At 56.4% G+C, this 19,537-nt stretch carries 16 protein-coding genes and 1 pseudogene; 13 read left to right on the top strand and 4 right to left on the bottom strand.

The window, feature by feature from the left end; translation table 11 throughout:
* The first annotated feature begins 178 nt into the window (after nt 1-178).
* The 5 genes from NKI85_RS01170 (at nt 179) to NKI85_RS01150 (ending at nt 5,145) form a co-directional block, all read left to right on the top strand.
* A complete protein-coding gene (locus NKI85_RS01170; protein WP_352775384.1) occupies nt 179-1,057 on the top strand; it encodes a hypothetical protein in 879 nt (292 codons plus the stop codon).
* Nucleotides 1,047-1,685 carry a hypothetical protein gene (locus NKI85_RS01165; RefSeq protein ID WP_352775381.1) on the top strand — a complete coding sequence of 213 codons (639 nt, stop codon included), beginning with the start codon at nt 1,047-1,049 and terminating at the stop codon, nt 1,683-1,685. Before NKI85_RS01170 ends, NKI85_RS01165 begins: the two co-directional genes overlap by 11 nt.
* Nucleotides 1,686-2,290: 605 nt before the next feature.
* Nucleotides 2,291-3,454, top strand: coding sequence for a hypothetical protein (locus NKI85_RS01160; RefSeq protein WP_352775378.1), 1,164 nt, complete (start codon nt 2,291-2,293; stop codon nt 3,452-3,454).
* 34 nt (nt 3,455-3,488) lie between these two features.
* Nucleotides 3,489-4,049: a hypothetical protein gene (locus tag NKI85_RS01155; RefSeq protein WP_352775375.1), complete on the top strand. Its 561-nt coding sequence runs from the start codon at nt 3,489-3,491 to the stop codon at nt 4,047-4,049.
* 292 nt (nt 4,050-4,341) lie between these two features.
* A complete protein-coding gene (locus NKI85_RS01150) occupies nt 4,342-5,145 on the top strand; it encodes a competence protein CoiA (RefSeq protein WP_352775372.1) in 804 nt (267 codons plus the stop codon).
* Nucleotides 5,146-5,355: 210 nt separating this feature from the next.
* On the opposite strand, the gene NKI85_RS01145 is transcribed toward NKI85_RS01150, so the two are convergent.
* Nucleotides 5,356-5,613 (bottom strand): helix-turn-helix transcriptional regulator, encoded by a 258-nt coding sequence (locus tag NKI85_RS01145; RefSeq protein ID WP_352775370.1) that lies wholly within the window; start codon nt 5,611-5,613, stop codon nt 5,356-5,358.
* 232 nt (nt 5,614-5,845) lie between these two features.
* On the opposite strand from NKI85_RS01145, the gene NKI85_RS01140 reads away from it, so the two are divergent.
* The 7 genes from NKI85_RS01140 to NKI85_RS01110 all read left to right on the top strand — a co-directional run bounded on the left by NKI85_RS01140 (nt 5,846) and on the right by NKI85_RS01110 (nt 13,970).
* Nucleotides 5,846-6,190, top strand: coding sequence for a DUF6634 family protein (locus NKI85_RS01140; protein WP_352775367.1), 345 nt, complete (start codon nt 5,846-5,848; stop codon nt 6,188-6,190).
* Nucleotides 6,191-6,517: 327 nt separating this feature from the next.
* Nucleotides 6,518-7,354: a metallophosphoesterase gene (locus tag NKI85_RS01135; RefSeq protein ID WP_352775365.1), complete on the top strand. Its 837-nt coding sequence runs from the start codon at nt 6,518-6,520 to the stop codon at nt 7,352-7,354.
* Between the two features lie 125 nt (nt 7,355-7,479).
* The gene (locus NKI85_RS01130; RefSeq protein WP_352775362.1) at nt 7,480-9,564 is read left to right on the top strand and encodes an AAA family ATPase; all 2,085 of its coding nucleotides are present in this window, start codon (nt 7,480-7,482) and stop codon (nt 9,562-9,564) included.
* A gap of 290 nt (nt 9,565-9,854) precedes the next feature.
* Nucleotides 9,855-10,613, top strand: a complete 759-nt coding sequence (locus tag NKI85_RS01125) for a metallophosphoesterase (protein WP_352775359.1) — start codon at nt 9,855-9,857, stop codon at nt 10,611-10,613.
* A gap of 428 nt (nt 10,614-11,041) precedes the next feature.
* The gene (locus tag NKI85_RS01120; RefSeq protein WP_352775356.1) at nt 11,042-11,443 is read left to right on the top strand and encodes a hypothetical protein; all 402 of its coding nucleotides are present in this window, start codon (nt 11,042-11,044) and stop codon (nt 11,441-11,443) included.
* An 80-nt stretch (nt 11,444-11,523) separates the two neighbouring features.
* Nucleotides 11,524-12,012, top strand: a complete 489-nt coding sequence (locus NKI85_RS01115) for a M15 family metallopeptidase (RefSeq protein WP_352775353.1) — start codon at nt 11,524-11,526, stop codon at nt 12,010-12,012.
* Nucleotides 12,013-12,434: 422 nt separating this feature from the next.
* The gene (locus tag NKI85_RS01110; RefSeq protein WP_352775351.1) at nt 12,435-13,970 is read left to right on the top strand and encodes a hypothetical protein; all 1,536 of its coding nucleotides are present in this window, start codon (nt 12,435-12,437) and stop codon (nt 13,968-13,970) included.
* On the opposite strand, the gene NKI85_RS01105 is transcribed toward NKI85_RS01110, so the two are convergent.
* The gene (locus tag NKI85_RS01105) at nt 13,967-14,485 is read right to left on the bottom strand and encodes a hypothetical protein (protein ID WP_352775349.1); all 519 of its coding nucleotides are present in this window, start codon (nt 14,483-14,485) and stop codon (nt 13,967-13,969) included. The genes NKI85_RS01110 and NKI85_RS01105 overlap by 4 nt on opposite strands.
* Before the next feature lie 455 nt (nt 14,486-14,940).
* Between NKI85_RS01105 and NKI85_RS01100 the strand changes: the two are divergent.
* Nucleotides 14,941-15,188: pseudogene (locus NKI85_RS01100) on the top strand (ISNCY family transposase); the annotation flags it as partial.
* 115 nt (nt 15,189-15,303) lie between these two features.
* Here the strand turns inward: NKI85_RS01100 and NKI85_RS01095 are convergent.
* Both NKI85_RS01095 and NKI85_RS01090 read right to left on the bottom strand, forming a co-directional pair.
* Nucleotides 15,304-16,806, bottom strand: a complete 1,503-nt coding sequence (locus NKI85_RS01095; RefSeq protein ID WP_352775347.1) for an argonaute/piwi family protein — start codon at nt 16,804-16,806, stop codon at nt 15,304-15,306.
* A complete protein-coding gene (locus NKI85_RS01090; protein WP_352775345.1) occupies nt 16,772-19,315 on the bottom strand; it encodes an SIR2 family protein in 2,544 nt (847 codons plus the stop codon). Before NKI85_RS01090 ends, NKI85_RS01095 begins: the two co-directional genes overlap by 35 nt.
* Nucleotides 19,316-19,537: the final 222 nt, after the last annotated feature.

Genomic DNA, 19,537 nt, shown 5'->3' with positions numbered 1-19,537 from the left:
AGTCGAGGCGCGTATAGGAAACTGACCTTCAAGCACTGGCTGGAGTCGACCTTCTTCCGCCCCCTCTTCGGAACTCCGTTACGAAAAATAGTGCCCTCTTTGTGCAAGGATTTAAGTCGGAGTGTGATAGCTGGTCGTCGCAACTGCTGTACGCACATTTCACGGACACCCGAAGCTCATGTCTCTCTCCGGAATTTTCAGCTCACGCCACCAGCGCCGCACCTTCCTGCTGGCGTCCACACTGATTATCGTTGTTGCCTTAGCCCTTGTCTGGGCCATTTATTTTTTTTCGCCCGAGACGCGCGGTTGGAATGCGCTAATCAGCCTGCTCATCTCCGTGGTGGCCAGCGCCGTGTTCGCGTTCGTCTCTGCCATCTACATCTCCTATTTCTTCTTGGACCCTTCCGAGATTGAGGCGAAAACCCTCTTGCTGCCGCAAGATATCGGCCAGGCTTTACGCGATGTGGCGATGAATGCTCCAAACTACAAAATCTATGCTCGAACCGGCCGGCACTTCCGTGCAGAGATACTCCCGATTCTCATCGAGAAGGCCAGACGGGACCGTCACCCTATTGAGATCGAGGTCATTCTCCTGGACTTTCAGGACACGGATATCTGCAAGAAATATGCGGCTTTTCGGAAGACTGCCTCATTCGATCATCAACTCTGGGATAGGGCATATGTGCAGAAGGAGGTCATGGCCACTATACTCGCGCTCACGGCGGCGGCGAACGAGCATGCAGCCCTCATTCAGGTTGAACTATTTCTTAGCTCGCGCCTATCGACGTTCCGGATCGAAGGGTCGTCGCAAGAAATCATTGTTACCCGAGAGGATCCCAAAGACATGGCAGCTCGCTATCTCTATTCTCATCGGGACCATCCGGCTTTTGTCACCGAGTTCAACTGGGTGCGCGACGCAGCGACCCCTGTAAGAAAAGGAAAGGGGTGCTCGCTACCCGCTACGCTCACCGAGATGTTCGGCAAGCACGCCCTGATCGCCGAGCTTGAGGAACAGGCAACCAAGGCACTCGTGGCAAAATCACCGTATGCGCGCTAACCTCGGCTTCCCTCTCTCAATCGAATACATCCGCTCCGCACCCGTGGACGATCTTCTCAATGCTCTTAAGGCATGGCTGGTCAGGGAAAACCCCAACTGCTTGATGCACCCCCACGGCTTCTTCGTGGTCCCGTTAGATCGGACTGAATCAGAGGATTGGCGCTTCCATCTTTGGCCGGAAGGGCCAAGGATCGTCGCCGGCATGCCCGCCTTCATTCACACTCATGATCGTCATGTCGAAAGCCGCATTCTCCAAGGCGAGTTGACCAATGTTGACTATCAGGTGGCAGCCGTCGCGAAGGAGGGACGCCCCCTCTACAACGTCGGCTACGGCGGAGACCGCTACACGCGATCTACGTCGAATTTTCTTTACAAAACCGCCACCCGCGTCGCGGCAGAGATTCAAAACCGCAAGACCCTTGGTAAGGGAGAATGCTACCGCGTCGAGCGGCATGCCTATCATGAAGCCATAGCGTCGGAGCGGCTCACGACTGCGACACTCGTGTGGATGCACAGCCGGTTGCCCGGTCCGGTCCATGTCGTCGGGTGCGATGGATACCCCGTGAAAATCGAATTCCAACGGGTCGAGCATCGTGCACAGGAATTTGCCGGCCATATCGTGACCTGAGGTCAATGATCGTAGCAAGTACATCTTCGGTGACCGCTACGCCCTTCTGCGGCTCGCGGGCACTGAGGGATAAGGTCAGCCCGACTTCACGACAATATTGCCACCGGCGACCCATCGTGTGTCCATCGAGGGCACGACCGACTCTGGCCATGAGCCTGAAAGGCCTCAACTGGACATTCGGAATGTCTACTCGGGGTCGACCGCGGGCGCGAACGCGAGCTTTCGGGAAATGAAATGCCCAGCCGAAGGTCTATTTCTGGTCAGATCGCCTCATGCGACGCTCGCAACTGAACGAGTCCGCTCCGGCCGCTCGGCCTTGATCGCTTTAACGACCGCTCCTGGCGCATTTCGGTCCGGCAGCCTTGGGCCGACATGGGGAGCTACTTCGAACAAAGATGTAAGCTGCCCTCCCCATGCCAATCCAATGGCAGTCCTTCGGGCCTACCATTGCAGTTTGGTGTACCTTTGCTTCTATAGGCTCTAAGCGATTCCAAGAGGGGGATTTTTGCCTTTCCAGCTGCAGAAGGAACATCGTCAAAGCACGGCTCCCATAGTGCCGCATGACCAGCGCGATGCGCGACTGAAACACACGAACGGGGACAGGAATGTTGGACTTGTTTACTCCGCGATTCCGGGAAGAAAAGCTCCACAATTACTTTCGTCGCATCTCGGCCGACCCTCACTACGCAAAGGTCCAGCCTATCATTCAAAGCTGGGCGACAGGCCTGCTGGATCGAAGGGGAGAGAGCCAGAAATTCATCAACGAATTTCAAACGACATTCAATTCCTCGATGTGGGAACTCTATCTGAACAGAGCGCTGACCGATTTGGGCTGCAGTGTCGACTTTTCAAAGTCAGCGCCGGATTTCTTCGTCCGAGGACCCGGAAACTACGAGTTCAACATAGAGGCTGTCGTCTCTGACCAGCCTCCGACCGCGAAGCAGAAGAAGACCCTCAACGAGCAAGATTTCAAAACCCGTGGTGCGCTGAAACTTGCTGGGAAGATCAGGGACAAGCTGGATCTTTACCGCGGAAGCAATGGAAAGAAGCACCCGTATTCCTCGATGAGCCACGTGTGCAGTCGGCCATTTGTCATTGCAATCGCACCCTTCGATACCGACCTCTCGCTCACCCAAAACAACGAACTCATCAACATGGTCCTTTTTGGCTTGGCGCCGCCTTTGCTCGAAGGGCCAGACCTAGGAAAGCAAGACAAGATCACCTCTCTCCTGAAGCCTTCGGGTGCGCGAGTTGAGATGGGAATTTTCACGAACGATTCGTTCAAAGAGATCAGCGCCGTTTTCTTTTCTACGGTCGGGACCTTTGGAAAAGCAGTCGTTGAAAGTAAGATTGATAGGCTCGTCCGGGCGACCCGTTACAGGGTGATCGACAAGGACAGGATTGCGCCCGGTTCGGAGCTCTGGCAAGTCGGGACGCACCGGTTTCAGCTCGCCGCGCTGAACTACCTCCTCACGCAACGACGAGAGAGCGAGCATCAGGTCGGCGGTGCAGATGTGCTTATTCAGCACTCATCGTTTCATCGTGAAACCCATCTGGATGGGTTTCAGGTCTATTTCAATCCGTTTGCAGAGGTACCGTTTGAGCCAGAATTCCCATGGCCCGCAGAAATCGCTCTCAACTATTACGACGTCGAAAGCGGTGAACACATCCAAGCGCATCCTGACGGCGCGCTCGTTTCAAGGCAAGTTTATGAAATAGCCCCCGAATACATTCGGCTTCTGCTCGGCAGTTACGGCTTTCTTCTGTGATTGGGTCCCCTTTATGAAACAGGAGGCAACTACTGTGGCAGCGGGAACCGCCGCGAACATCGAACTTGCGGATCTGATCCGACGAAACGTGGAGTCTATGGCCTTCCCGCCGTCGGAAATAGAGGCGGCCACCTATGAGGAGGTGAGCGCGCTGCCGCGCGTAGTTGTTTCTCGGCCGCCCGCGGAAGAGCTTTTGGCGACTGGCTTCGTGCATTATGACTGTCACCGAAATTGCGGTGAGCAAGCTGCCAATGACCCGGATGGCAAAAGCAGACAGGTCACCGGATGGTTGCCTCATGGTGAAGACCTGATCCTCCATTCGGTCGCCATTATTGGAAATCAATGGATCTGTCTGACGCCGCAGTTAGTGCCTGCGCCGAACATGTTTGAGTTCATTCCTGACCCTCATCTTGAGTGGCGCAATGCAGATGGCGGCGCCACCCCGACAGCATTCCGTCATGGGAATGAAGTACCGAAAGCACTTCGCAGGGACCCAGGCCGTCATATCCGTATGCGGGACGAATTCCAGGCTCTCGTCGCAAGGGGACATTCGGTGATCGAAGCCAGAGATCTCATGGCAACGTCCGCTTTTTAGGAGATCGAACGTCGGTTCGGAATGACCGGAATGAGGCGCGAAGCTGCCGGTTGCGATGAACCACAGGCTTGACTGAACCAGCGGGTCAGATACTTTTTGCCTTGTGCTTTGAGAAGAAGCGGCGCCGTGCATTTTCTGAGCCGTGTGATAACCGACGACGGTCTGACCTCACGTCGAAGATAAAAAGAAACAGCACCAGCTTAGGCTGGCCGCGCTGCCGACACAGCTTCCCAAACAAGAATCTGGCTGCCGCCTGCGAGGTGTGCGGCCCTGAACGCTTATGGAGAGGAACATGCGGTTTGCATTGGTGAACAATATTCGGTGTCAGGCATCGCCTGGAACGATCGCTTTCTGCCCGGGCTGCTCGCAGCCAATGACTGCAAGGTGCGGAATGCAAAGGATCTGGCATTGGGCGCATCGCGGCAACAGGAACTGCGATCCGTGGTGGGAGCCAGAAACCCCGTGGCATCACGGCTGGAAGGACCAATTTCCAGCGGGATGGCAGGAGGTGATCCAGCGTGACGAGGCAGGTGAGAAACATATTGCAGATGTGAAGACCGAATATGGCTTGGTCATCGAGTTCCAGCACTCGCACTTGCAAATGCAGGAGAAGGCAGCACGCGAGGGCTTCCATCGAAATATGGTCTGGGTCGTGGACGGAGCGAGGCTGAAGAGAGATCGATCCCGGTTTCTTCGAGGTCGAAGGCTTTTCAAGCCCATACCGGGGACAAGCATTTTCATTATGCGTAGCCCAGAGGAAAGCTTTCCCGTAGCGTGGGTTAGATGCACTACGCCGGTGTTCTTCGATTTCGAGGGTATCGCGGCACTAAATGAGCCGTCGGGACCAAATCGCGGCATGCTCTGGTGTTTGTTGCCGGAGCGCGTCGAAGGGCAGGCCATAGTTGCGGCAGTTCCGCCAAATGCATTCTTGAATGCGGCTCGGAAGCGGGCGGAAATCTTTCCAGTTCAAACGGTAGTGGAAATGGTCGCCACCAGACTCAGGCACGAGCAGGTGCTGGAGGCCAGACGTTGGGCCTATGCTCTTCCTCCGCGCCGGGGGCGATCGTTCCGCCGGCATCGCCGATCGAAATACTAACCCGCTGCTCACCTATTGCGAGTAGAAGCTACTGCACACGAATGTTCTTAGACGAGAAGCTTGAAACGTTCGGAACTGGCGCTATTTGCTCGTTCGCATCGACGAGACGAATGGCAACATTCCACGCTTTGCGGGAGTTCAGTTGCGAACGTCGCATGACGCCGCCAGATCGTTTCCGGAAGGCCTCGAAAGGCCAAGCGTTGTGCTATTTCATTTTCTTGCCTCCGGCTTCCGCAGCGCTATCGCGGGACCGTGGTCCGCAGTAGACGGCAGAAACATCACGCCGGCTCTTTCGAGAGCCGTTCGAACCCTGTCCACTACGTCAAATGCGACCCCCTTTCCGCCAGCTTCGATCCTGACGATCGTTTGACGGCCAACCCCGGCACGCTCGGCCAGCTCTTCTTGGCTGAGCTCTAGCAGCGCTCTCGCTACCCGCATCATCCGGATGGTTTCGGAAAAGGACTCCATCGGCCAACGAAGCGAGTAGTGATCTTAGTTGTCAACAATTGGTACAATAAGTACCTGATTATAGACGAAAGGATTCGAATCAGGTACACAATGGCCAATTCGGCAACGCGATGCCTATCCAGCGGCCAGAAAGCCAGTGATTCGGACACCGCAGGTAAGAGCGAGTTAGGGGGCGTGCAGGAGGTGGACCGCAAATGCAGCGGCTCACCAGCAATGCGAGAAGAGAGACGTCATGCTGCGCTTTGGACCAAACATCGATCTTGATTTGACGGCTTTCGGGGATGAAAGAGTCCGGCTTGAGGCTCTAGTCGCCGACCTTTGGCACGTTAGTCTCAACAAGTGCCCGGCGTCGAGCGCCACACGCGATGCGCCGATCTTGGAGGAATGGCGTTTGGCACTTCGCCCGACCCTTTGCCTCACCGGATTGACCACAGGACATCCGAAGCTTCCGGGTCAGCAACGGGCGATTGTGACGTCTGGCCTGTGGATGTTCTCTGAGCAACTCGGTTTGGGAAGAACAGAATCCCGGTGGTATCAGCTGGGAAGGCCGGTCAGTGATGTCTCGAAGGATTCGTGAGATGGCGACCGCTCCGCAAGAAGGAATCCCATTCTCCCGCACGTGTTTCGACACCGACTGGGTCAGGGATGCCACAGAAATCCAGGACTCCATCGGATCGGCCAGTCTGACAAGCCAAGGCCAGGGCACGGTACAAGTCTCCGCTGTCATGCGCAGGAGTCCGGCACGGCGATGCAGCGGCATCTCAGACCGGATACGCCTCACTCGAGACTCTGCCGAGTACTGGAGCCAACTCATCGACGTGTGCCTGGAGGTGCTCCAGGGGTCGAGGAGCGACCGTCCGTCAACCCCCAGCAGTCGACCTACAGAACATGATCAGGAGCCATCATGAAACTCTGGATCTGGTCCGACCTGCATCTCGAGATGCAGAACCCCGTGTACGTGGACAGGGCTCCGGAAGCCGACGTCATAGTCTGCGCGGGAGACCTCTGCCATGCCGACACGCTCGGCGATCACGCGCAGCGGCTCATCGAGCGCTATGGGTTGCCGATGATCTTCGTGCCCGGCAATCATGAGTTCTACAGCAATCGCGGAATCTGGCCGCCCCGAACGAAGCCTTCTGACCATCTTCTGATGAAGGAGGTGGCCGAGGCGTCGCGATCGTGGCGGAATCGGCTTTACGTCCTCGACGACGACTCTGCGGAGCTGGGTGGTGTACGGTTTGTTGGCGGCACGCTGTGGACCGATTTCAGAATGGACCTGGTGAACGACGCCGGCCTTTCGCGGCGGATGCAATTGGCGCTCTCGACGCTGGCTGATTTCTCGAGGATCTGGCTTGGCGATAGTAAACTGCTGACACCGCAGGTCATGCTCGGGTTTCACTTGTTGACGCGCGGCTTCATCGAGCGAGAGCTGGCGATCCCTTTCAACGGCAAAACGGTCGTCGTCACGCACAATCTGCCCCATCCGGACTGCACACCTGCGGCTTACGTGGGCAGGGAAACCAACTTTCTGTTTGCCTGCGGCAAGGAAGCTTTCGAGGCAATCCTGAAATCGGATGCAGCCCCGGCCCTGTGGATTTGCGGTCACACGCATCATCCCAGCGACATCAGGGTTGGCCGGACGCGGATCGTCTGTAATCCGATGGGCTACCTCAGGGTCGCAAGCGAGCGCGACAACGGTTTTCAGTGGGATCTCGTGATCGACACGGAGGATCTGTCGTGAAGACCCGGAGTGCCATGCCCTGCAGGCCGGATAGTCCGCAGCCTCGGACGCTTGCGGTGATTTTGCCGGAGACGGCAGCGCTGTGCCGCCTGCTGTTTCTAATGGCCGCGATCGGAGAGAACGTGATGCCCGGTTCCAAGCCGAAGTCTGCTGCCGCTAACAGATCGAACGTCATCAAGACTGATCTCCTGGCGAGGGCGTATCTGGATATTCTCGCCCGGCAGGAGGGCGTGCACTCCAGGCCGATGCTGCGGGCTGGGTCGGGCGACCCATCCGATCCCGTCGAAATACTCCTCGACGACCTGATGGACACGCCAGAGGACGAACGCGTGTCGGTCCGCCCCGATCTCGCTGCCGTGGCGGTGCTGACGGCCCGCGCTGTCGAGGCTGAGCCCGGGCTCACACGGACATTGCGGCGCGGCGCGCCGGTCGTCACCATCACCACCCTTACGCCCGACCGCGTTGCATCGGTCCGCAAGGTGATCGAGGTTTGCGCCCTCCCGGACGAGCGTTCCATTGTGACCAGCGGCCGCCAATCGAGGCCTGGACGGGACGAAGCGCTGATCGTCGCCAGGGACGGAACCGAAAAGAGCCATAAGCCCGACTCTGGTAACGACTTGGTCGCCGACGCGCTGCATGCGCGCTCGACGATCATCGGCATCGCGCCCGATCCACGGCGGCAGCTGCCGCACGATCTGATGCGCTCGGCGGAGTTCCATCTGGTCCTGCCGGAAATCGATCAGAGCGCCCTGTTGCTCGTCATCGAGGCAGTCACCGGCAAGCGGCCGGAGCGATCGATCGATGCAGCGGCCATCCGCCTGCTCGACATCGCCGATCTGGTGCTTGCGTTGCGGCCGGACCGCAGCCCGGATGATTGCATTGCAAAGCTTGAGGGACTCATTGCACGGAAGGGTGAGTTCCATTCCGATGGACCGGCACTTGAGGAGCTCGATGGCTATGGAGAAGCAAAGGACTGGGGCCTCGAACTGGTCTCAGATTTCGCCGACTACAAGGCGGGTCGCATCAGCTGGGACGAGGTGGACAACCGCGGGCTGCTGCTTTCCGGTCCTCCCGGCGTCGGCAAGACGAGCTACGCCCGGGCGCTCGCAAAGTCGGCACGCGTGCCGCTCGTCGCGACCAGTGTCGCAGACTGGAATGCGGCAAGCTACCTGTCAGGCACGCTGCAGGCGATCAAGGACGCTTTCGCGCGGGCTCGCCGTCTGGCCCCCTGCATCCTGTTCATTGACGAACTCGACGGCATTTCTGACCGGGCGCGCCTGAGCGGGGACTATGTCGAATACTGGTCGCAGATCGTCAATCTGTTTCTGGAGCTGCTGCAGGGCATCGAGGAGCGGCCCGGCGTCGTCGTGATCGGCGCCACCAACCATCCTGACATGATCGACGCTGCCGTCAAAAGGGCAGGACGGCTCGACCGTGAGATCGGGATCGCAAGACCCGACGTGAAGGCGCTTGCCGGGATCTTTCGTCATCATCTCGGCGACCAGTTGCGGGAAGCCGACGTGATGCCCGTCGCTTTAGCCGCACGGGGCGCAACCGGCGCTGACGTCGAGGCCTATGTGCGCAGGGCCCGAGGCGCTGCGAGGCGCGGACGCCGCCCACTTCAGCTCGACGATCTGTTGGCCGAGGTCCGTTCGAAGCGGGAGCCTCCCTCCCGCGAGGAGCGGCGACGGCTTGCCTTGCACGAGGCAGGCCACGCTGTCGCCGCCACCATGCTCGGGTGCATGGAGGTCATCGGCGTCTCCATCGGAGATCGGGAGGGGCTGACCCAAATCGTCAAGATAGACGGAGGCACAAGCCCCGAGCACTGCAACGACATCATGGTCATGCTGATGGCCGGTCGCGCCGCCGAGCAGCTGGTTTTCGGCAACCTGTCGGCAGGCGCGGGCGGCGTGCCAGGTTCCGATCTTTCCCATGCGACCGAACTCGCCAAGAAGATCGAATTGAAATTCGGATTTGGGGAGTTCGGTCCAGTCTTCCTTCCCGACGGTGCGCATGACCCGCTCACCACGGTTCCGGGACTGTTCGTCGCCGTAAGGAATCGCCTGGAGCGTGCGATGGCGGACGCTATGGAGTTGCTGGAGAAGAACAGGGCAGCCCTTGATGCAGTTGCGGACGCGCTCGACCGATCAGGCTACTTGTCTGCTGGCGAGGTCTCCCAGCTCGTTAGCAATGCCGACGGTTGGCACTGAAAATCACAACATGACCGAGGCTGAGCTGCGGAGTGAAAGTGTGTCCTGAGAAGCTAGACGCGTTGGCCGCAAGGCCGTTCTGGAGCAGGACAGCGGTCGATCCCATCACGGAGGGGCTGGAGGCGGAGAACCTTGGGGGTTCCGAGCCGGGTGCCATCGTTGACGAAATGAGGACGCGCTTACCCCGCGAAGATGTTCGCGCGGCGATCGGAATGAAGAGATCCATTAGCGCCAAGATGTGAATCTAGGCGAAGATTTTCTGCGGGAATGAAATCCAAGGATTCAATCCTATGAAGGTATGGTTGCTCTCAGATTTGCATCTGGAATTTGCTGACCTGCGGAGGCCACTGACCATTCCAGACGCCGACGTCTGCGTGATCGCTGGTGATCTCTGCCGAGCCCCCGCCAACGGTGTTTTTTGGCTGGCAAAACACATCGCCCCCGCAATGCCTTGCGTCTATGTCGCCGGAAATCATGAATTTTACCGAGGTTCGATCCGAGAAGGACTTGAGGACGGTCGCAATGCCGCCGCAGGCTTCCCGACCGTTCATTTCCTGGAGAATGACTCTGTCGTTATCGATGGCGTCCGCTTCCTCGGCGCGACGCTCTGGACGGATTACCGAATCGACGGGCACCCGGACCTCGCCATGGTCTACGCGCGTGAACGAATGAACGATTACAAGCTGATCGCGAAACAGCGCAATCCTTGGCAGCGTTTCGTTCCCGAGACAGCATTCCGAATGCATCAGGAATCCCGTCTGTTCCTCGATTCCGCTCTGAAGACGGATCCAATCAAGACCGTCGTCGTCACCCATCACATGCCGCACGCAGGGTCGATTCCTTCGCGCTTCAAGGGTGATTGGTTGAATGCCGCCTTTGCGTCGGACCTGTCCAATGTGATCGAAGACGGACGTCCAGCTTTGTGGGTGCACGGACATACTCACGACAGCTGCGATTATCAGCTCGGAAGCACGCGCATTATCTGTAATCCACACGGCTACGATGGCGAAAACACTGAGTTTGACCCGGCGTTAGTCGTGAGGGTGTAGGCATGCGGCGCTGCCGGCAAGGAATGGGGCCATTGTGCGAAGCGACCGCAATTCCGCACGATGGGCACAACAACTCCGATGCTCGTAACGGACGCGAAGGACAAACTCTGCACCTTTGGCAGGCCAGCCCCACAGTGAACCAACCCATTATCAGCGGCAATCGTCGTAGCGTCGTTTCGTTATGTGTGAAAACCGCGTCTCAGATGCTCGACATTCGTGTCCTTTTAGCGCTTTTCGATTTCTTCCGTGATCACTGGCGAGCCGTAGCTTCATGACTAATCCACAATCTTCTATAAACGATCAATTTTTACTTCTGTCGTGTTCTCCTATCCTATTTGTTATTTTTCCACTGTTGACAACGCAAGGAGTCTCTGCAATTTTATTTACTTCTGCCTATAATAATAACGCGCTTCCGCAGGGGGGGGGCGATGGCGGCTAAACGGGACCTGCATAAAAATGGTTTGCGGCCGGATGGCGGTCAGCAGAACGATGGCTTTGTTGTAGCCGGAGCGACAATGCTCGCCTTCAACAAGACTTCAGTGGCGGAAGCGAATGGTGATTTGGCTGCCAAGAAGGCAACCGAATCGGATCCTCTAACTGAGTCAGCCCCGAAACCTGCTAATGAAGCCGTAAGCGAAGAGCAGGCTGGCTCAACTGCCCAAATTGAAAGGCAAGACATAGGCGAAAACGAGAAGCCGCTCGTTGTTGCGAGCCCGCGATCGAAGCTGCTCCAACCCAAGAAGCAGTTCGGGCGGATCACAGATTCATCTCACCGGGGCGAGTGTCGTTCACGGAGGCTATTAAGCCATGTCGAACTGGGGCTTTCTTGATGGTCATTCGCCGGTCGCGATCGATTCGTTTTAGGCATTGCCGGCTGTGGCGGGCACGCACTCATACCTAGGGGGGAGAAATGGGCAATTTCTACACAGACGTTATTCAAAAAGCGGCAGTGTTTGCGTCCAAGGATCGAGTTTCAGACGCAAACCTGCTCGAGCCGGTAACCCGCCATGGGGTCCAATCGATCATCGAGGATGCCGCAACCCATGGCATTAAGCTGATGGTGTTCGAAACTTTTCGAAGCCGGCAGCGTCAAGCGCTGCTATTCGAACGGGGTGCCAGTAAATTGAGAAAGGTGGGCGTTCATCACTACGGCCTTGCCTGCGATATTGTGAAAGACGTCGCCGGCGAACCTTCTTGGAAGGGAGATTTTTCGTTTCTGGGCGTTTTTGCGAAGAGGAATGCGCTCATCTGGGGTGGTGATTGGGGTGAACCTGGGAGCAGGCACAGTTTTATAGATGCTGACCACGTACAGCGCTGCACTGTCTGGCGACAAGCGGATTTGTTTAGCGGTGCATGGTATCCCAGCGGCGATTATGCCCCCTACAATGACAATCCTTAGCCCTTGGATGTGTATGCAGTAGCGGAACCAAGGGACTTTTCGGGGGAGCTCAATGAAAGTTGCCCTGGCTGTATTTGTAGTTCTAAGCCTTCTTAGGTTTGCAGTGGCGAGCGCGGAGGCCGTCACCCAACGCATCGCCCTGCCGCCCCAAACGATCACCATTGGTGGCGGCGGAGGATCTACACCTGTCCGTAACGCGTACTGCCTTGATCTTTGCCGGTCTACACCCAGCGGGGAGATGAAGTTGCTGATGGGCCCGGGTACGAATGGCGCAACCGTAAAACGGATGTCGGATGACGGATGGCGCATCGTTGCCGCTGAAAGGTGCGATCGCCCAAGATTGGATTGCGAGACTTTCGGCGCTGCTCATTTCGCCTTCGAAAGAGGGAGCGCACTCCTCACGAAACCTTGGATGACTCAAGATGTCTGAGACTCGAAGGCTATTCTATCTGGCCATTATCATGTCTGTGTTAGTCAATGTTTGGAGCGCCTCTGCGGAAGGCAAGGTTGTTCCTCCTGACAGAGTGGTCGAAATCAGTGACAAATGCCCGGATAACGAGGATTTTTGTCAGGTGACGGTCGTTTATCCTTCCGTGCGACACAAGCGGGGAGGCAAGATTTACGTAAATGGTGGGCCGTCGATCTTAGGTGTAGACCAGTCAAATATAGCATCAGCGCATTTTTCTATTCACACTTCAGCTAATTTGCAAGTGGATGTTTACAAGTGGAAACGAGGTTGCGGTAGGTATATTTCATTTTTTCAGGGTGGGCGAATCCTTTATCAAGCAGAGCTTGGTATGAACGAAATAAGTTCTGGTGTTGGGCCGCGTAACGACATGTCGTTATCTCGTTACCTCTTTACGCTCCCAGCCGGGGACGTGTCGATGCAGCTCGATGGGAACGTTCGTCGTTGCAAATTCATGGTGACCGCTGGAGTGACAGGAATTGACAAGAATCTTAAGGAGCAGCTTCGTGACTTGAAAATTAGTCGAGTGGTCATTCAGAGAGGTTTAGGGTCGGTAGTCGATTTAACTGCACTGTCTGTTACACCATCTGCGAAATGGAACCGCAGGCTATTCGACCTCAGGATAGATCGGTATTGTTCAACAAGTAGAAATAAGCGGAGTTCTCCATTCGATTTCGATACAGATTATGATAGTAATAATGGTGATATAGATAAAACGCTCACTAGGCTAAGTTGGGGAAATAATTCGTTCAACTTCGTGCGAGATGCATGCAATGCTCAAGGTTATAGCGCGATCTTAGAAAATAGATTTCAAGAACTATATGACGCGCTCGTCGAGACGAACTCATTCAAATACTTTGTTAAGGTTCGCCTTTTCGACCGTGATTATGAGTCGGCGAAGGGCAGCACACCTTCGCTCCCCAGCGAGACAATGAATGCGATTGCAGACGCTTTGGATGTTTCAGTTCTAAATCTGTATGTCGAAGCATCGCAGGGGAACTGCAGCTCCTACCAGATGGCGCTCCTACCGTTTCAAATCGTTGGACTGAATTTATGTTTGCACAGTGGTTCAAATGTCGAAGAGCTCGGTCCCGCAGTCAGGGCTGGCGCGCGCAAGATTTCCGACTTTCCAGGTTCGAAAGGGGGCTCCCTCCATAAATCAGTCGCAGGTCTCATTCCGATGGGAGCGCATGCCGATTGGCTGACTGACACAGATGATTACGTCAAGGTCAAAATCACTGGGCAAAAGTCTTGGGTAGGCGCTTCTTCTGGCTTATGGGAGACCACTTACCTGGCGGCGTTCCTGTTTGACAATAGGTCCAAACTGGGCGTCGAGGTCGACGGTACGGTAGCATCCGGGGCTGGATCTAACGTGCCACCAGAGAGCGATTTCGTGCAATCAATGGACCAGACACCTGGCTATAAGCTCAGTGAGTTCGCCCAAAGACTCAGCGTTGAATTGAGAGACTCGCTAGTTGGGTCTGTTCATTAGTTAAGGGTAGCTGCGGCGGTAGATGTCTCTTTCGACGGAATTACTTCGCTGGCGGGTGCCCCTGCGGTTGCAGATGTTAGCTCCACGTTGACATGAATAGCCGAATCCCGAAGATAATACGTTACAATTGTTGCCACGTAGGCTCCAAAACATCCATATATTACAGCCAGTGCAGTCTTGTAGTCTTCAAACGTCATCGAAGAGAAACGAAATGCCTTTACATATGATAGTGCCGTTAGGGTAACAATAAGAAGTAGTGGTGGGGTAATCGCGACAGCTGCCTGAAGTTTTGGGACCAGTCGATTATCATTCTGTATTGCAGTGGTATGTTGAAAGTAGGCTACAACGGTTGCAACGTGTGAGGAAAGCAACGGAAGCAATATCCCGACTGTCGTTGTAAATTCATCGAACTTGAAACCTCCAATAACCCAGAGAAGTATGAGGCTCAGGACAAGCACGATATAGCCGAAAAAGACGATGCTAATGAGCCAATTTCGGATTGACGAGTAGGTCATATGTTCTTCCCTCTTGTCCGGCGTGGATGGCTTGAAGAACAAGGAAGCGGGCCCGCGTGTGAGACAGTCTGGCGGTTTGACGAAAAGTGTAGCCTGATTGGTGTTACCCCGCCGTCTTTGTCTTTTCCTATCGTAGCATAGACCCTTTAGGGTGTCTTGCTGCCGATTGCCGAGGCGTAATACTCGATGATGATTTTTGAAAAAGGTCGGCCCTCCTGCGGATTCTCGGCCAAAGGCCTGCGGTCCGGAGCGCGATGGCGAATGCCTTTTATACTGGTTGCGGTTGGCGGCCGCTGGCGCAGCGCCTTCACCGCCTCAAACGGGTTCGGCTCTATCACGAGCTGATCAAGATCATCCTCGCGACCTTGGCTCATCTGCAGCAGGCGGTGGCGCGGGTGGCCATGGCGCGGTCCAATCGTCGAACTCTGGCAGGCCAGGCTCGGTCACTATCAGCGTATGCCACCCGCGACAATCTGAGCCGGGCCAAGGCCTGCGGCGTGTGCGACATGGCATTCCACAACAAGGCCTGCCTGAAGATCGAAGACATGGTCACGAGCCGCTGGGTTTGTCGCAAGCTGAGAAACTTCCGCGCCGATATCGAGTGCCGGAATCTCATGCCTGATACGCGCGTACTGCTTGACGCGATGCTCCTGGCGCGGCTTCGAAGCTTGCGTCCTGGTCCTTGGTCGTCGCTTACAATCTCGTCCCCACCTCATGCCGACCTGACGCCGAGCCCCGTCCCGAGCAGCAGAAACCGGCGAGCGCCGGCCGCTGGCAATGCACGAATCTTCGCCAGTTCAAGGTTCCCCAGGTAGCCCTTACGTGTGAAACCGAAACGAAGGATTCGGCGTTACGTTGTCTGACAGTTCGGTCATGATCTCGCCGACTTTTTTGGCAAACAAGAGAGTCACCGGAAGGCGAGTGATGCCGTCACTTGAATTCCAGTTCATCTTCGATAGCGTCAGAATTTCTTTCGACCGTGCTTCAATGTCGGTCGGACCTGCGGATCCGATTTGCAACGGCGCCGGAATATGAGCACCAGGAAATTCGTCCCACCACGGTACATACCCGCTAGTAAAGAGATAGGAGTCACCTTCGATCTGACAGAGCGTTCCCCGCCAAGGCTCTTCCGAACCCTTTCGAACAAGTCTGAACGGTGTCTGTCTGAGCCAAACAAGATCGCAGGTTGGTACGATGTCCTTGGTGCCTTCCCGGAATCCCTCCTCTTCCTCAGGCTGGTACATCGACGTCTTGTGAACGACGACTCGCTTTGGCTTCACACCCGTTCGTTTTTCGTAGCCTTGCAGGATGTCACGCATCATCGCGAATGCCTGCGACTTGTTGAGATAAGGCTGCCTGTCACGGCGTTGTTCGTGATCGATATGTGCCCCCTTCAGGCAGAACGGCTCGTGATCCGACGAGAAGGCTTGAGCGACGCTCGCGTAGACGAGGTGCCCACCTCGTTTCTTCAGATGGTGAAACGACACACCGATAAAACACACGCCTTCGGGAAGATCGGCCGGTCGCCAAGGAAGACCACCCGACTTATAGTACAGCGCCGTCGCGAAGTTCCAGCTTCGCGTGGCCTGGCTGTGCCCGGCGTCCTCTGCGCGATCGATCGTACCTCGGCGTAGCACCTGGATCGGGACAGCGTTTTCATATTTGTGGATCGTGGCCTTCAATGCCCGATAGAACGTGCGGAAAAGCAAATCCTCCGCAGTCGTTCGCAACGCTTCGGCCTCGGCGAGTTCCTCCTCCGTCGGGGCAAAAAGGTCGCCTTGGGCGCTTTCTTCCTCGCGCTTGAGGATTTCCAGCGCCCTTCTCTCTTTCGCAGAAAGTTCAGGGTTCTGAACACGAAGATCACCCAATGCGTCAGGAATGCATACGACGATGCAATCCGGACGAACGTCACCGAACATAGTGCTGATAGGGCCTTCGAAGAGTTCGATGAGTGCCTCGAATTCGCTACCGCTGATGCGCTCTCGAAAAAGACGGTCAAATTGTGATTTATCGATTGTCCGGACGAATTCCGATTCGATTTGGAATTTGGCTCCCAGTGCCTTCTCGGCTCCAGGCCAATCCCGGAATCGGCGCGCATTGCGTTCCCGCGCCGCTTTGAAGGCATCCATCCCCCCGACCCATGCGTGCGCCGCGCTTATGTCGCCTGCAAGACCCACCAAGCCAACGCGGATAGTGCGCAGCCCGCGGTGGTCTGCTGGACCATTCGCGCAAAGCGCACGACGGGGATCGAAGTCTCGCCGTCCGTTGCTGAATTGCAGCTCCGGTTCAGGCAGACATTTGATTTTTATCGCCGTTCGCATCGAGCAATCCTTCTTCAGGAACGTCCAGTGACATGAAGGCACCTTCAAGGAGCAGATCCTCGATGGGCCCCTCACCAAGATTCACCACGGGCGCACCTTGAGAGATGAAACGGGCCCAAAATGTTAGGTCGCTCTCAACACTCTGGTTGCGGTCGAACTTTATTCGTCGGGTCGCTTTCGCAGTCCTGGCGTATCCTGGCAGGGGGGTGCGTGCGTCCGGCCCCGTGAACATGTAGAACGGCTTGACGCGCACGCCCCAAACCGATCCCAGTCGGGCGATCTCGTATGCGATCCCTTCGTTCTCGAACCACACACGGGGAGGATCGGAACGCTGTTTAACGACTTCGCGTGGCACCCCACGGCGATGCGGAGTGTCGTAGATCATCATCCTCGGCCCGTTCTTTTCTCCGAAGAAGTAGGCGCGCCGGTTCGATTTGCGGCCAGGTTCGATCATGAGTCCTTGATCGCGCAGGCTATAGAGATGACTTTCAAAATGCTTACGGAGCAGCCACGACAGAACGCGCGCCGCATCAGGATCAGCTTCCAGCTCTTCCCGGGGACTCTCGCGAACGCTGCTCTCGGTCAGTACGGGCGCGAGAACTGTTTGTAGCAATGGCGCGGGTGCGAAGGACCAGAGTTCGCCGGAATGAACCAATGCCTTGCCAATTTCCTCAAGAGGCGCCTTTTTAGCGATCGCCTCCATGGTTCCGGAAACGCGCACTCTCGACACCAACGGAGGGAGTGACGAGAACGGCATCAGATTGACAATGTAGGTACCTATTGGGCGCATATCACGCGCTACCGTTGCAAACGCGCCGGACGCATTCGGCTGGAATATCTCCGCTCTGAAATCCTCGCTTCCGGGTGGGACGCTGAAAATTGCGGCGCCATCCCCTTCCTTCGCAAATTTAACGACATCAGACAGGCCAGTGCCCGCCCGCTCCATGACACTCATGCCGTAGAAGATGTCGCATAGGGCGCGATTACGCGGTGAGGTCAATTCGTGGACTGGCTCGAAGCGCCCACGCACGTCTAATTTAAGCTTGTCGGCAACGCGCTCTGACAGCCGCCCAGGATTCAAAAAGGAAATACCATTATTGCCCTGCGCATTAATGGTCGCGGGCCGGCCATCCTCATAGTCACGGTGAACCAGCAGATTGATGCAGAGCTCGATCAATGCACGTTCATGGAAGGCGCGCCGCTCTTCGTGCCTCCCTCGCACCTTCACCTTGAGGACCGGGTTGACGTCAGGTTGGTCCAACCAGTCTAGAAGATCACCTCGTTGCCTGAGGAGATTGCCAGTGAAGACCCTGCGCTTTTTTCCGTCGACCGTGGCGGTAACAACAGCATGGGGAAGAAATCGTTGCGGATCACGTCCGAAAAGAAGCACTGCTGCGATGCTGGGTCGCTCAATACCGGCTTCATCGACCAGGAGGCCAAGCTCACGTAGAAATACCTTGAGCGTGCCTGACGTAGGCTCCCGCAGGCCTAATTTGCGAGAATACTGAAGGGCCGTATGGAGGGCCAGATCCAAATCAAGATCGGCAAGGGTCGCATCCTTCATTGACCGATCGTCGAAGTCTGGCACGGCATCTGCGATAGGGACTCCCAGATTTCGTTGCTGGCGCGCTAGCTCTTTGTCGAGATCCGCGAACATCTCATCGAATCCGTCGATATCGCAGAGCCTGAAATTGCCGCCTAGCCGCCGTTGAAGCACCTCCACGTTGGGGTGGAGTTCTCCGCCGCGATGGCACCAGAAGATTCCCTTCTTGAACGCCAGATCGCCGGTCTCGCCGAGCAAGCTGGACATGATCGAGGGTTCGGCGCCTCGGTAGCCGATCACGATGAGGGGCGTGGACTGCAGGAGAGGCAACAAGACTCCAACCAGTTTGGGGTCGAGTTGCGCGACCTCCTCCGCCAGATTCCTGTCTGTGTATTGCTCCGCTTTACCGTGCAGCCACACGATTTGCGCGCGGTTAAAAATGTCGAACTCTCGAAAATCGTCGGGACCGCGGTTCACCTCCGCGACGTGACGAATATGTGGTCGCTTGTCGTTTAGAACCCGCGGAAGGCACATGTCGAAGTTCGTCGTAAGGATTGTTCCGACCAGCCCGCGCAGGACAAGTTCCGCGAGGTGTCGATATCCGCTCCCAATCTCGGCATTAGGCGCGATCAAGTCGAGCAGTAATCTCTGCCGATAGGCTTGCGGTCGAAGCAGATGCTTGACGGCCAATGGGAAATTTTCCGAGAGCCTTGCAGGGTCACGGATGAACCAGGGCTGATTGGCAAGCCACGCCATCCATTCCGAGGTCTTAACCTGCTCCGGTAGAACTTGGCCGGCAACCACGCGCTCGGCGTAGTAACGCCTCGCGATGCGTCTGACGCTTTCGTCGGCAAGCGGTACCCCGGAAGAGAACGATGCGCCGGCACCGAGCAAAACCGTCGGACGGGCCTCATTTTGAGGGCTAAGGATCGACACAAGTTCACGAACAGTATCTGAGTGGCTCATGCGTTAGCCCTGATTCGATCATATCGCTCGACCAGAACAATACACGAACAAGTATCAAGATATAGATACAATTCGCCTCCACCGACAGAAATGTAGCAGTTGGATCGCGGATCGGCCTTGGCCCATCACGGGCGGCGAAGGTGAAGACCGCCCGACCTGGCGACGATCTTGCTGCCGCGGCCGCTAGCAGGCCGCTTTCAGGCAGCATCTGGTCATTCCCGA

This window comes from Mesorhizobium sp. M0571, from assembly GCF_040320985.1.
Taxonomy (GTDB): Bacteria; Pseudomonadota; Alphaproteobacteria; order Rhizobiales; family Rhizobiaceae; genus Mesorhizobium.
The sequence above is the reverse complement of the archived record's forward strand: the minus strand, read 5'-3'. Positions and strand labels throughout refer to the sequence as shown.